Origin of the sequence: Rhizobium sp. BK112, assembly GCF_014193215.1 — a bacterium.
In the GTDB taxonomy this organism is placed as follows: domain Bacteria; phylum Pseudomonadota; class Alphaproteobacteria; order Rhizobiales; family Rhizobiaceae; genus Rhizobium; species Rhizobium anhuiense.
In genome coordinates, this window is record NZ_JACHYZ010000001.1 from 753,743 (window position 1) to 766,139 (window position 12,397).

The 12,397-nt window shown below is 61.2% G+C and carries 12 protein-coding genes; 6 read left to right on the forward strand and 6 right to left on the reverse strand.

Going from position 1 to position 12,397, the window contains the following annotated elements:
* The first annotated feature begins 82 nt into the window (after positions 1 to 82).
* Positions 83 to 997, forward strand: a complete 915-nt coding sequence (locus tag FHT75_RS03595; RefSeq protein WP_063475196.1) for a phosphotriesterase — start codon at positions 83 to 85, stop codon at positions 995 to 997.
* A gap of 104 nt (positions 998 to 1,101) precedes the next feature.
* Here the strand turns inward: FHT75_RS03595 and FHT75_RS03600 are convergent, their stop codons facing one another.
* On the reverse strand, positions 1,102 to 1,638 hold the full coding sequence (locus FHT75_RS03600) for a GNAT family N-acetyltransferase (RefSeq protein WP_063475195.1): 537 nt from the start codon (positions 1,636 to 1,638) through the stop codon (positions 1,102 to 1,104).
* Between the two features lie 87 nt (positions 1,639 to 1,725).
* Between FHT75_RS03600 and FHT75_RS03605 the strand changes: the two genes are divergently transcribed.
* The gene (locus tag FHT75_RS03605; RefSeq protein WP_183844634.1) at positions 1,726 to 3,471 is read left to right on the forward strand and encodes a sensor histidine kinase; all 1,746 of its coding nucleotides are present in this window, start codon (positions 1,726 to 1,728) and stop codon (positions 3,469 to 3,471) included.
* Between the two features lie 10 nt (positions 3,472 to 3,481).
* Positions 3,482 to 3,883 (forward strand): PleD family two-component system response regulator, encoded by a 402-nt coding sequence (locus FHT75_RS03610; RefSeq protein WP_003560657.1) that lies wholly within the window; start codon positions 3,482 to 3,484, stop codon positions 3,881 to 3,883.
* 129 nt (positions 3,884 to 4,012) lie between these two features.
* On the opposite strand, the gene FHT75_RS03615 is transcribed toward FHT75_RS03610, so the two are convergent.
* Entirely contained in the window at positions 4,013 to 5,482 is a 1,470-nt protein-coding gene (locus FHT75_RS03615; RefSeq protein WP_245294582.1) for a PLP-dependent aminotransferase family protein, read from the reverse strand.
* Positions 5,483 to 5,572: 90 nt separating this feature from the next.
* Here FHT75_RS03615 and FHT75_RS03620 point away from each other — a divergent pair, with 90 nt between their 5' ends.
* Both FHT75_RS03620 and FHT75_RS03625 read left to right on the forward strand, forming a co-directional pair.
* Complete coding sequence (locus FHT75_RS03620) at positions 5,573 to 6,436, forward strand: DMT family transporter (protein ID WP_028758216.1); 864 nt, start codon at positions 5,573 to 5,575, stop codon at positions 6,434 to 6,436.
* Between the two features lie 228 nt (positions 6,437 to 6,664).
* Positions 6,665 to 7,123: a DUF4168 domain-containing protein gene (locus FHT75_RS03625; RefSeq protein WP_063475193.1), complete on the forward strand. Its 459-nt coding sequence runs from the start codon at positions 6,665 to 6,667 to the stop codon at positions 7,121 to 7,123.
* 72 nt (positions 7,124 to 7,195) lie between these two features.
* On the opposite strand, the gene FHT75_RS03630 is transcribed toward FHT75_RS03625, so the two are convergent.
* The gene (locus FHT75_RS03630; RefSeq protein ID WP_028756802.1) at positions 7,196 to 7,810 is read right to left on the reverse strand and encodes a 3'-5' exonuclease; all 615 of its coding nucleotides are present in this window, start codon (positions 7,808 to 7,810) and stop codon (positions 7,196 to 7,198) included.
* A gap of 543 nt (positions 7,811 to 8,353) precedes the next feature.
* Here FHT75_RS03630 and FHT75_RS03640 point away from each other — a divergent pair.
* Complete coding sequence (locus FHT75_RS03640) at positions 8,354 to 10,030, forward strand: globin-coupled sensor protein (RefSeq protein WP_082849724.1); 1,677 nt, start codon at positions 8,354 to 8,356, stop codon at positions 10,028 to 10,030.
* A gap of 80 nt (positions 10,031 to 10,110) precedes the next feature.
* On the opposite strand, the gene FHT75_RS03645 is transcribed toward FHT75_RS03640, so the two are convergent.
* The 3 genes from FHT75_RS03645 to FHT75_RS03655 form a co-directional block, all read right to left on the reverse strand.
* Positions 10,111 to 10,497 (reverse strand): cupin domain-containing protein, encoded by a 387-nt coding sequence (locus FHT75_RS03645; RefSeq protein WP_063475218.1) that lies wholly within the window; start codon positions 10,495 to 10,497, stop codon positions 10,111 to 10,113.
* A gap of 148 nt (positions 10,498 to 10,645) precedes the next feature.
* Complete coding sequence (locus tag FHT75_RS03650) at positions 10,646 to 10,912, reverse strand: DUF2277 domain-containing protein (protein ID WP_028756799.1); 267 nt, start codon at positions 10,910 to 10,912, stop codon at positions 10,646 to 10,648.
* A 172-nt stretch (positions 10,913 to 11,084) separates the two neighbouring features.
* On the reverse strand, positions 11,085 to 12,308 hold the full coding sequence (locus FHT75_RS03655; RefSeq protein ID WP_028758222.1) for an ROK family transcriptional regulator: 1,224 nt from the start codon (positions 12,306 to 12,308) through the stop codon (positions 11,085 to 11,087).
* Positions 12,309 to 12,397 lie beyond the last annotated feature (89 nt).

The following is a 12,397-nucleotide window of genomic DNA, read 5'->3' on the forward strand; positions in this document are numbered from 1 at the left end:
GACGATCTACTTTCGCGGCAGTGTCGAAGCTTCGGGGGCGGTCGAGGGCTCGACGCAAGCGGCATGACCGCGGGGAGAGACTTTGAAATATCTGCGCACGACACTTGGGCCTAAGAGCAAATCCGAACTTGGGATGATCCTCCCGCACGAGCACGTCTTCGTCGACCTCAGGACGCCGGACCAGCCCGGTTATGCCGAAGCAGACATTGAAGACGTCGTTCGGCTGATGGCCCCCGAAATCGAACGGATCAAGAAACTCGGGGTGACGGCACTGGTCGAATGCTCGACGGGCGGCGTCGGACGCCGTGCGGATATCGATCTTGCCGTGTCGCTCGCGACGGATTTTCCGATTGTCGTTCCCACCGGCAATTACCGTGAACCCTGGATTCCCGAATGGGTCCGCCATGCTTCCGAGAAGGAACTGGAGGTATGGATGCTTCGCGAGCTGACAGAGCAGATCGACGAGACCGGGTTCCAGGCAGGCTGGATCAAGCTCAGTGCCGGCGATGACGGCATGACGGCGCTCGAGACAAAAATCCTGCGGGCGGCCGCGCGCGCCGCGGCGCAGACAGACGCCGTCATCGGCAGTCATACGATCAGGGGACGGGTCGTCATGGATCAACTCGATGTCATCGAGGCGGAGGGCTACAGGGCCGACAGATTCATCTCGATCCATACGCAGGAAGAAAAGGACTTCGCCTATAACGTCGCCGTGGCCGAGCGAGGCGCCTGGATCGAGTATGACCATGTCGGCCGGGCCGAAGATAACGAGGTGGCGGATCTGGTCATCAAGGCGCTGGAGGCCGGCTGCGGCGACCGCCTGTTGTTGAGCCATGACCGGGGCTGGTTCGATCCGGCACTGCCGATGGGCGGGACACCCAAGCCGTACACCCATCTTTCCACGGTCTTGCTGCCCGAGTTGAAACGGCGCGGCATAGACGACGGGACGCTGATGCGCCTGACTCACGACAATCCGTTCGAGGCTTTCGCCCGATAGGGGATGGCTGGGCTCATTGCGTGCAAGGGCATTTGTTCCAAGTTCAGGCCGAAATGATGATCAGCCGGACTCGCCCCGTTCAAAAATCGACGCGATACCAGGATCTATGAGAAGCCGCGCTCGTCGAACAAAAGCGCCATGCTGATCGCATCGATGAACCGGCCGTCGATGCGTGCCGCCCGTCGGACGATGCCTTCGCGGGCAAATCCGACCTTTTCGTAGAGAGCGATCGCACGGGCATTGTCCTCGTAAACATCGAGTTCAACCCTGGCAAAACCGCTTTTCTGTGCGGCGCTCAATGTCGTCTCGATAAGCCTTCGTCCCAGACCCTTGCCCCGATAGGCAGGAAGGATACCCATTCCCAGGTTTCCACGATGGGCATGCGACGGGAAAAAATGACGGCTGATGTCGCACCAACCGATGACTTGGGTTTGAGCGGTGGCAACGAATTGAGGATTGCCTTTTGCAATCATGCCGATCACGAACTCCCGCGTCTGCGGCAGAGGAGTCGCTTCCAGCATAGACAGGTATCTTTTCTCCCGCGCGACCAGGTCGAGTGCGTGATGAAAACTATCGATGTGGGCGGCAGCGATCGGTTCGATCCTGATATCCGACGTTTCCGGCGATGCGGGAGCATCCATACGCTTCTCCTTCGGAGATTGTGAAATGCCTATAGGAGACAAGTTGTGGACCTGCACGGGAGCGCATAATTCACGGTCCGTCAACCTTTGCGTGTCAATTTCTCGGTGGCAGTCGCCATCAAAAGGTTGCAGGTATTGAAGGTCAGACTCACATCCCACATTACGTTTGTCCTGGTAACGCTCACCTGTGCTGCGGCCGTGTTGCTGTGCGGTTTTGCGTGGCTCGCCGCAATCAAGGTCGATGATCTCTATATGCGCCGACAGGCCGATTTCGTCCGACAGGGACTGGAAGAGCAGATCGCAGCACTTCCCCGTGAGCAGGAAAGCGTCACCAAATGGGACGATGCCTTCCTCTATGCCAAGCAGCGGAACCATGAATGGCTGCTCGACAATGTCGGGCGGTGGACGAGCCAGTATTTCGCGCACGACAGAACCTATATCTTCGACGATGCCAATCGCCTGATGTTTGCGTTCCGTGACGGCGCGGATGCGATGCCGCCGCGGCTCGATGACGACGACGGCAAAGAAATGACCGCTCTTGCCGGAGAGATGCGTGCCGCTCTCGTCGAGCGGGCTGCAGAGCCCGGCGCCGAACCGATTGGTCAACTGGCCACGGTTCGGACGATCATGATCGGCAAAAGGCCGGCGATAGCAAGCGCGCGTCCCATTCTGCCGAGTTCGACCAGGATGCAGATCGAGGCGGGCCAGGAGTTCATCGCCATCTCGGTCAAGTTCATCGATGGAAAAACTGCCGAAAGCATCGCCCATCATGCGCTGCTCGAAGGATTGCATTTCGCGTCTTCGAAAGGTGAGGACGAGCGGGCGCAAGTGCCTGTGTCATCGCATGACGGCGGCACGATCGGCTATTTCGTGTGGCCTCCCATCCGGCCCGGATACATGCTGCTTCAGCAGATCGCGCCGGCGGGGCTCGGTTGTCTGGCGCTGCTGATCACCGTCGTGTTCTGGCTGGGACGAGGTCTGCATCGCACCTCGCTGACCCTGCTGGACAGCCAGGCGCAACTCACCCATCACCGCAACCATCTGGAAGAGATGGTGGCCGATCGAACGGCCGAGATCGAAAGGCAGAGAGAGGAACTGGATCGCCTGCTGGTGCACGAACGCCAGGTGAATGCGCTCCAGCGCCAGTTCGTCGCCATGGCCTCGCACGAGTTTCGCACACCGCTCGCAATCATCGACGCCGCTGCCCAGCGGCTCTGCCGCTCGACGACCAACGTCAGTGGCGATTACGTTCACGAAAAAGCAGGCGTGATCCGCAGCGCGGTGGTGCGCATGGTCGATCTGATGGAGAGCATTCTCGCCAGCGGCCGGCTCGAAACCGGACAGATCACGCTGAAGCGCAGCGAAGGCGATCTGAAAGCCCTGCTCGTCACCTGCTGCGACAGGCAGCGCCATCTCAGCCGCTCGCATGTGTTTCATCTCGATCTCCAGCCGATACCCGATGTATTGACATTCGACCGCAGCGCCATGGAACAGGTCTTCACCAACCTGATTTCGAACGCCGTCAAATATTCGCCCAACGCGCCCGACATTCATGTCCGCGCCCGGGCTGACGAGAAGACGGTGGAGATCGCCATCTCCGACAGCGGCATCGGCATGGATGCGGAGGATCTGCCGAAGCTGTTCCAGCCCTATTACCGCGCCCGCAGCGCCACGGGCATTGCCGGAACCGGCATCGGCCTCAACGTCGTCAAGCAGGTCGTCGAACTGCATGGCGGCACCGTCGAGGTAAGCAGCGAGCTCGGCAAGGGCACAACATTCACCATTCTTCTGCCAATAGCGTTCCTATTGTCGGATCAACAAGTCGCAGCTTAAGGAAGAGCTCATGGTTACAGTCCTGTGCATAGAAGACGAAGTCGAGATCCGGAACCTCCTCGTCGAAGAGTTGAGCGAAGCCGGCTACAAGACGCTCGAGGCTTCGAACGGCGCCGAGGGGCTGGAAATGATCCTGTCGAAATGGCCCGACATCGTCATCAGCGACATTTCGATGCCTGTCATGGATGGGCACCAGCTACTGGCGGAAATTCAGATCAACCACCCCGAGCTCTCCAACATCCCCTTCATCCTGCTGACGGCGCTGACCGACCGGGAAAACACGCTTGCCGGCTTACGCGGCGGAGCGGCGGACTATCTGACGAAGCCGCTCGACTTCGATCTGCTGCTCGCCAAGCTCGAAGGCTGCGTGACGCGTCTTGCCAATGACAAGGCGGTTCACCGGTCGTTTTGATCGTTGCGGGCGGAGACCGAGACAGCCTCACTCAGAGGTGCTGCGCAGGAGGCTCCGCCCTGCGGGCTGCGCGCCTCAATGATGAGGGCGTTGGTGAATGCCACTCCGGAAGCGTTGGGGGTGCCGCCCTCATGAGAGGGCCTGGACGCAGTGAGAAGAAGGCGCTTGAGCCTGTGCCTCCGACCTCCATTGTCCTCGTCCTGCCAGTGCATCGCCCAACACCTCGAACACCCGCGCATCGAGTGTTTGAGACACGTTGAAGCGCATGAAATTGGTCGCCGATTGCGACAGGCTGAATGCGTTTCCGGGAGCCAAAACGATCCTCCTTTCCAGTGCAGCGCGCGCCACATCGGCCGCATCGATGCCCTCGGGCAGCTGGCACCAGAGGAACATCCCGGCCTGTGGCTCCAGCCACGGCGTTATCCCTAAGCCCTTCAGTCTGGCCGAGACCTCGCTCATCGCCCGAGAGAGCCGGTGTCTCAGCGTCTCCATGTGTTTGCGATAGCTGCCGTCGCTCAGGACGTTCAGCACCAGTTCCGCCGTCAGCCGGCCGCCGCCGAAGGAGGTGGCGATCTTGAGATCTGTCAGTCCGTCGATCCATTCCGGTTTTGCCACGACGAAACCGCAGCGGGCCGAGGCCGACAGGGTCTTCGAGAAGCTGCCGATGTGAATGACCCGCTCGAGCCCGTCGAAGGCGGCAAGGCGGGGCGCCGGCGAATATTCGAAATCGGCGAAGATATCGTCCTCGATGATGGTCAGATCGAACTGCTCGGCGAGTTTTAGAAGCCGGTGGGCCGTCACGGGGGAAAGCGTTGCGCCTGTGGGATTGTGGATGGCGGAGTTGGTGATGTAGAGCCGCGGCCGCTTTTCGGCGACGACTTGCGCGAACAGTTCGATATCGGGACCGGACGGGGTATAGGGGACGCCGACGATCTTTGCCCTATGGGCGCGCAGCAGCGCATGGAAGTTGAAATAGCAGGGATCGTCGACCAGCACCGTGTCGCCGGGTTCCAGCAGGAAACGGCAGAGCAGATCGATTGCCTGCGTGCCGGAATCTGCCAGCATGATTTGCTCAGGGGAGGCTTCGATCCCCCGTTCACCCATGCGCCGCGAAATCAGCTGGCGCAGTTGCGGCAAGCCGAGCGGCGAGCCGTAGTCGGCGAGGGCCGGCCCGTCGGCGCGGGCAAGCGTCCTCAGCCCGCGGCGCATCCCTTCCCCCGGCAGCCAGGAGGGTGGCAGCCAGCCGCAGCCGGGCTTCAGGTCTGTTTCATCAGCCTCCAGCGATTGCCGCGATATCCAGAACGGATCGACGGCGCGGTCGAGCTTCGGTCCGCTCTGCGCAAGCGCAAACGGGGCTGCCTGGTTGGCGACATAGAACCCCGAACCCGGTCTTGCCAGGATCGCGCCTTCGGCGACCAACCGCTCATAGGCGTCGACGACCGTCGATGTCGACAGCTTCAACGTCGCCGCCAGCCCCCGGACGGACGGCAGTCTTGCGCCCGGCGTCAGGCTGCGCCCGGCAATGCGTTGCCTGATCGTCGCGACGACCATCTCTACGCGTGTGCGTCCTTCATTCATCTGTATTGCTTTCTGCATCATTACAGTTTCACGAAATCGTATCAGACTGTTACTGTCATGACCATCGCCGTTGGCCGATAAGAGCTGGGAAAAGAAGGAGTGCAGCGCATCATGGACCGCATGGCATCGGGATGGATCAATGGTTTTATCGGGGTGGTGATCTTCAGCGGATCGCTGCCGGCGACGCGCGTGGCGGTGATGCAGTTCGATCCCGTCTTTCTCACCGTGGCGCGCGCGGCGATCGCCGGCATTCTCGCCCTCGGCCTGCTGATCGCTTTCAGAGAGAAACGGCCGAGCGGGCGCGATACCCTCTCCCTTGCTGTCGTCGCGCTCGGCGTCGTGGTCGGCTTTCCCTTGCTGACGGCGCTGGCGCTGCAGCACGTCACATCAGCTCATTCGATCGTTTTCGTCGGCCTGCTGCCGCTGGCGACGGCGATCTTCGGCGTGATCCGCGGCGGAGAACGCCCGAAGCCGGCATTCTGGCTGTTTTCCATCCTGGGCAGCGCGCTGGTGGCGGGCTTCGCGCTGGCGCAAGGGCTGACTGCGTCACCGATCGGTGACCTATTGATGCTGGCGGCGATCATCGTCTGCGGCCTCGGCTATGCCGAAGGCGGCAGGCTTTCGCGCACGCTCGGCGGCTGGCAGGTGATTTCCTGGGCGCTGGTGCTGTCGCTGCCGGTGATGGTCGCGGTCGCGCTTTTGCATCGGCCGGCAAGCTTTTCCGGCATTGAAACGCCGGCGCTGCTGGGTCTTGCCTATGTCTCGCTGTTTTCCATGCTGATCGGCTTCATCTTCTGGTATCGCGGCCTGTCGCAGGGCGGCATTGCCGCCGTCGGCCAGCTGCAGCTGCTCCAGCCGTTTTTCGGCCTGGCGCTTGCTGCCACCCTGCTGCACGAGCCCGTGACCTGGGCCATGCTCGCCGTCACGGTCGCCGTCATTCTGTGCGTGGCCGGCGCCCGCAGGTTTGCGCGGTAGCGGTTGCTCCGGTCACGGCAAGTGGTTGGAAGTGACGGTGCGGTGACCACCAGCCGACATGTCGACGGTCACAAAGCCGCCGCTCAATCGTCAGCAAATCGCCCCGTTGCCGCCGCACCGTGCCCTCTTAAAGGTTCCATCGTCGCGACCTCGCCAGCCCCAACGGCTGAGCGATCGACCGAGCCGGTTCTGCTGCCGCTCAAATCATGCACGTGAAAAGGAACGAATATGATCACTCGTTACACACCCGTCGCAACGATGACCGCTGCGGTCTTCAGCCTGCTTGCTTTCAGCCCGGCATTCGCTGTTGATATGGCCCAGGCGCAACAGCAGCCGCCGGCACAAGGCCAGGCGCCGATGCAGGGACAGACCGGTGGCAACGGCGCGGCCGCACCCGTCAGCGATAAGAAAATCGAGGCCTTTGCCGTTGCTTATCTGCAGGTCGACAAGGTCCGCCAGGAATATTCGGCCAAGATCGGCGCGACGAAGGACGAGGCTGCCAAGCAAAAGCTACAGGATGAAGCCAAGAAGCAGATGGTCGATACCGTCGAAGCCTCCAACGGCATCTCCGTCGAGGAATATTCCTCGATCCTGACCGCCGCGCAGAGCGACCCGGCCCTGGCCAAGAAGGTTCTGGAAAAGATCGGTACGCCGCCGCCGGCAGCGCCAGCGCAACAGCAGCAATAAGCTGCCCGCCCTAAGAAAGCAGTGCCCGCCGTTTGGCCGGGCGCTGCTTCAAGCCCTTGGTGTCTCGTGCCTTCAGAGCCGATCGAAAACCTCGGGCTGCAATTTCCGGATCTTCATCAGATGCTGCAGCGTGTACGATAGCGACAGAGCGTCGTCGAGCCCGTCATGCGCCTGCAAGGCAGGATGGTCGACGTTGTAGTAGTCGGCCAGCTTGTTGCTGGGCGTCTTTGCCAAATCCTCGATCGGCATGCCCGCTGCGATGAGAAGCTTGACGGCGTTGTCGAACCGGCGGGCCGGGATGGAAGGCTGGATGCCTGCGACATAGCAGCTGATGGCCACCATGTTCATCTCATCCTTACCCCAGGACCAGAACCGGGCGCCGCCCGAGAAGCTGTCGACACCGGAAAGCGCATCCTCCAGCGCCACGCCATGGGCGTCGATATCCTCTTCGGTGATGCCGGTCAGATGGGTGAAGTATGGATCGAGCGGATACCGCTTGCCGAAGCGGTCGACGGGCCGGACGTAGGACTTGTACGTGCCAAGGATCGGAAACTCGCCTTCGAGTCCGAGCTTGACGGCTCCGATCTGCGCAATGACAGGATCGGGATCGTGGGCCGCGCACCAAAATCTGCGCTGCGAGCCTTCGAGGCAAAGAAATTCACAGTCGAATATGATGGCGGTCTTCATGGCCGACGTTCCCCTCGTAGTTGGAGCTTCGGACTGAATACCCTCCGTCGTGGCCCGACAAGTTCTCGATAACAGGCATCAGCGATCCGTTCGTCCTATGCGTGTTTCGACAATTTCGCTCACCTGTTTTCGTCCACCGTGGCCGAGGTGGAGGTCGGTGCCATCCTGGCCTGGCTTCCCGTGATTGCCGCTGCCCGCCTGACGGAAGGCGTCGCAGACGAAAATGACGCGCTGCTGCGGCTGGCCGAGGCGAACGGGTATCATTGAAAGGCTTGGCATCCACAGTCTGTGCGGACCGTCGGTCCCCGTTCCTCTCGATAATGCCGGCTTTGCGCAAGAACATCCAAAATCCGCGCGTGTATCCAAAGGGCGTTGAATAATTGTGTTTTATCAAGGGAATTTACTCTTTGCAAACCATGCCGGCCGTCAATTCGCGGTTGTCCGATGGGCGGGGTCTGCACGACAAGCTGCTATGAATACGGGTTTCGGAGACGGATTCCCGCGCCACATCGGTTACCGAAGTTCTGTCTCTAAGAGGTGCCAATGTCGAACTATTCCCATGCCCCCACTGGTCATCAGGCTCATGGGCACCCGACACCCGGACAGGTCGATGCCGGGTCGCAAAACCGGAATATCGAACGTCGCCTCGAATTCATGGGGCTCGACCAGCAAGGGCGTGCCGGGATCCGTTCGCTGAAAGCGCTGATCGAGCGGGAATTGCCGCATGGTCTCGACAAATTCTATGCGCAGTTGCGCAACAGCCCCGAGGTCAAGCGCTTCTTTTCGTCGGATGAGCATATTGCCAGAGCCAAGGGCGCCCAGGTGGGGCATTGGGCGAATATATCCGATGGCAACTTCAATGAGGACTACGTCGCCAAGGTCCGTACCATCGGCACCGTTCACGCGCGTATCGGCTTGGAACCCAGATGGTATATCGGCGGCTACGCCATCCTTGTCGACCACCTGATCAAGAGCGCTGTCGAGGAGATGTTTCCAAAAGGCGGAATGTTTTCCAAGAAAACCATGAAGCCGGCGGACTTCGCAAAGGCGTTGGCAAGTCTGGTCAAGGCCGTGATGCTCGATATGGATCTGGCCATTTCGGTCTATATCGACGAAGCGGAAATCGCCAAGCAGAAGGCTCAGGCGGAAGCGATTGCGAGCGAGCAGAAGCTTGTGAGTGACTGTTTCGGCAAGGCGATGTCCGCCATCGTCGCCAAGGATGTCAGCTATCGCATCACCGATGACCTGCCCGCCGCCTATCACCAACTGCGTGACGATTTCAACCACGCGCTGGATCAATTGACGAGCACGATCAGCGAGATCGATTCCGCCGCGTCGCAGATCCATGCCGGATCGCAGGAGATTCGCTCCGCCGCCGACGCGCTTGCCAAGCGCACCGAGCAACAGGCCGCTTCCATCGAGGAGACTGCGGCTGCGCTCGAAGAGATCACCACGACCGTCAAGGATTCCAGCAGGCGCGCGGAAGAGGCGGGGCAGCTGGTTTCAAAGGCGCGCGCCGGTGCGGAAAAATCCGGCCAGATCGTCCAACGGGCGGTTACCGCGATGGGCGCGATTGACAGTTCATCGCGTGAGATTTCCAGCATCATCGGCGTGATCGACGAGATTGCTTTCCAGACGAACCTGCTGGCGCTGAACGCCGGCGTCGAGGCCGCGCGCGCCGGTGAGGCCGGCAAGGGATTTGCCGTCGTCGCCCAGGAAGTCCGCGAGCTGGCCCAGCGTTCGGCCAAGGCGGCAAAAGAGATCAAGGAATTGATCAATACCTCCGGCGAGCAGGTCAAGACAGGCGTTTCGCTGGTCGGGGAAACGGGAGAAGCGCTGGCTGTCATCGTCGATGAGGTCAAGGAGATCGACCATCATATCGGCTCGATCGTCGAGGCGGCGCGCGAACAGGCGACCGCGCTTGCCGAGATCAACATGGCCGTCAATGCCATGGATCAGGGCACGCAGCAAAATGCCGCCATGGTGGAGGAATCCACGGCCGCAAGCCATGCTCTTGTCCGGGAGATCGGACGGATCGCGGAAATGCTCAGCCAATTCCATATCGGCAAGAGGTCCGCATCTGCCGCTCCCCCAAGGCCGGCGCCGGCGAAGCCGACGGATGCGGGGTCTCCCGCGCGCGAACTCAAGGCCAGGGTCGCCAAGGCGTATCAGACACAGGGCAACGCGGCGCTGGCGAGCGGCCAGTGGGACGAGTTCTGAGATCGTCACCTAGCGGGCGCTCGGACCAAAGGTCCGAGCGTGAGCGCTTTACGTGCCGGCGGTTCAATGCTGATGTGGTCTCACTTCGCAGGCACGACGAGGGTCTCTCCCTTGCGCACGACGTAGGTCGCCAATTCCGACGCCTTGCCGCTGCCGATGTTCTTCGCCGAGTGAACGACGCCTGATGGAATGAACAAGGATTGGCCGGCTTTCAGGGTCACCGGCTCTGCGCCTTCGAGCTGGTATTCCAATGTTCCTTCGATGACGAATGCGATCTCTTCGCCGGGATGCGAGTGCTTGGGGGCGAGAACGCCGGGAGCAAAATCGACGCGGACCTGAATAGCCTCGTGGCCGGGCACGTCAATATCGTTCCTGATGAGATCAGTGCGCTGCAGCGGCTGTTCTGCCTGTGCTGCTGCTGCGCCGCCGAGAACAAGGGCGAGTGCGATAGCCTGGATCATTTTCATCGTTGCATCCTTCTGAATTGACCATTTTCGGCTCATCGGCCGCATCGGTATTTCAGTCGATGATTGAACCAGGGATGTGTCTGGAAACCCCCATTTTTGTAAGACAGTGTATCTGCAGGCCTACGCTCCTGCGAGGACGGGATTTTTCTTACGCGAAGCGGATCGCGGTTCTCGCGCGCGCCTTCGCCGCTACTTCCTCGCGGTCGCGAGGCGGTTGAGACGTCTCCAGTGAATCGAGCAGTTCGCGGGCGCAAGCAGCGATCGAACCGACCGCGCGTTCGAACGCAACCTCGTTGCGCTTCGACGGCTTGGTCGCTCCGCTCAGCTTGCGTACGAACTGCAGCGCGGCATCATGAATCTCCTCGTCCGTCGCTGGCGGATCGAAATTGAACAGTGGTTTTATATTTCGGCACATGGCTTGCTCACGGTCATTTCTCTTTGCCACCGAGGGAGCGTGGCGCGGTATAAAAACTAATCGCGCGAGCGCGAATTGCAACCGACCACGGGAACTTCCCACCCAGTGATCCCTTCGCGGTGCTCGCAAGCTGCCGAAACCACACGTCCGCCAGCAGCAATGAGCTCATCGCTCAAGCCGCCGACGAAGACCCCGGCGCTTTCAACCTAACCCCTCCCAGCGTCGCAATATCAGTCACCCCACCCGACGATTCAAAGTCGAAGATCTTCTGCGTCACCAGGGCGGCGGCACCCCTTGCCCAGGAATTGTCTTCCCAGTCGGGCAAAAGCGGTGGCGCGGTCCTGAAGGTTCGGGCGGCCAGCGCCTCGCGCAGCGGCACCAGGAAAGGATCGCCGAGGGAGACGGCTTCGCCGCCGGCGACGATGACTTCGGGATCGGTGATATTGACGAGATTGGCAAGGGCGGTGCCGATGCCGCGGCCGGAATCGGCGACGAGGGCGAGGGCGGTGGGGTCGCCTGATGTGAGCGCCTTGCAGAGTTCTGGCAGATCGAGCTCGTCTCGGCCAGTTGCTTCCCGCCAGCGCCTTAGCATCGAAGCTTCGGAGTGATAGGCCATCAGGCAGCCGCGCTTGCCGCATTCGCAGAGCCGGCCGTTCTCTTCGAAGAGGGTATGGCCGAACTTGCCGGCCGCTCCATTTGCGCCGCGATAGAGCTTGCCGTCGATGACGAGCGCGCAGCTGATGCCGACGCCGACGGCGAGGACAGCCATGTTGCGATGTTGGCGGCCGAGCCCGAAGAGTTGCTGGGCGATGGCATAGGCGTTGGTATCGTCTTCCAGCCAGACCGGGACATGCACGCGGTTTGCGACCAGCGAGGCGAGGGGGACGTTGTCCCAGCTGAAGCGGTGGCTGCGCACGCAGGCGGTCTGTTCGTGGTTGAAGACGCCCGGCATGGAGATGCCGATGCCGGCGAGCTTGGCGTTGGGACGGCCGGCGAGCTTCACCAGTTCCGGCACGGTACCCGCCAACAGGTCGGCGACCTTCTCGGGCTCATGGCCGTCGAGGTTTACCCGCATGGCGGCGATGGGGTTGGTGGCGAGGTCGGTCGCCACGCATTCCACCGAATCCACCATCAGCTTGAAGCCGACGGCAAGCGCGTGTTCGTAGTTGATATCCACGGGGATCGGTCGGCGGCCGGTGAGGCCGGGCACGGTCTTGCCTTCGACGACGATGCCTTCCTCCAGCAGGTCTGAAACAACGAAGGTCACGGCCGCCGGGCTCAAGCCGATGACGGTGGCGATGTCGGCGCGACTCCTCGGTCCCTCGCGCCTGAGGAGGTTGAGGATGAGGCGTCGGTTCATGGCTCTCGCCGTGGTCTGGTCGCCTTTGAGCTTCACTTTGCATTCCTTAATTTTGTAAATTAATTATTGCGGGCTGCCAAGATCTATGCATAAGTTCGGCCGCGGATCAACTCAGCCAGGCGGAT

Bases quoted from the DNA above. Each gene is read 5' to 3' on its own strand.
- FHT75_RS03600 (WP_063475195.1), bottom strand. From the start codon at position 1,638: ATGGATGCTCCCGCATCGCCGGAAACGTCGGATATCAGGATCGAACCG.
- FHT75_RS03610 (WP_003560657.1), top strand. From the start codon at position 3,482: ATGGTTACAGTCCTGTGCATAGAAGACGAAGTCGAGATCCGGAACCTC.
- FHT75_RS03615 (WP_245294582.1), bottom strand. From the start codon at position 5,482: ATGATGCAGAAAGCAATACAGATGAATGAAGGACGCACACGCGTAGAG.
- FHT75_RS03620 (WP_028758216.1), top strand. From the start codon at position 5,573: ATGGACCGCATGGCATCGGGATGGATCAATGGTTTTATCGGGGTGGTG.
- FHT75_RS03625 (WP_063475193.1), top strand. From the start codon at position 6,665: ATGATCACTCGTTACACACCCGTCGCAACGATGACCGCTGCGGTCTTC.
- FHT75_RS03630 (WP_028756802.1), bottom strand. From the start codon at position 7,810: ATGAAGACCGCCATCATATTCGACTGTGAATTTCTTTGCCTCGAAGGC.
- FHT75_RS03640 (WP_082849724.1), top strand. From the start codon at position 8,354: ATGTCGAACTATTCCCATGCCCCCACTGGTCATCAGGCTCATGGGCAC.
- FHT75_RS03645 (WP_063475218.1), bottom strand. From the start codon at position 10,497: ATGAAAATGATCCAGGCTATCGCACTCGCCCTTGTTCTCGGCGGCGCA.
- FHT75_RS03650 (WP_028756799.1), bottom strand. From the start codon at position 10,912: ATGTGCCGAAATATAAAACCACTGTTCAATTTCGATCCGCCAGCGACG.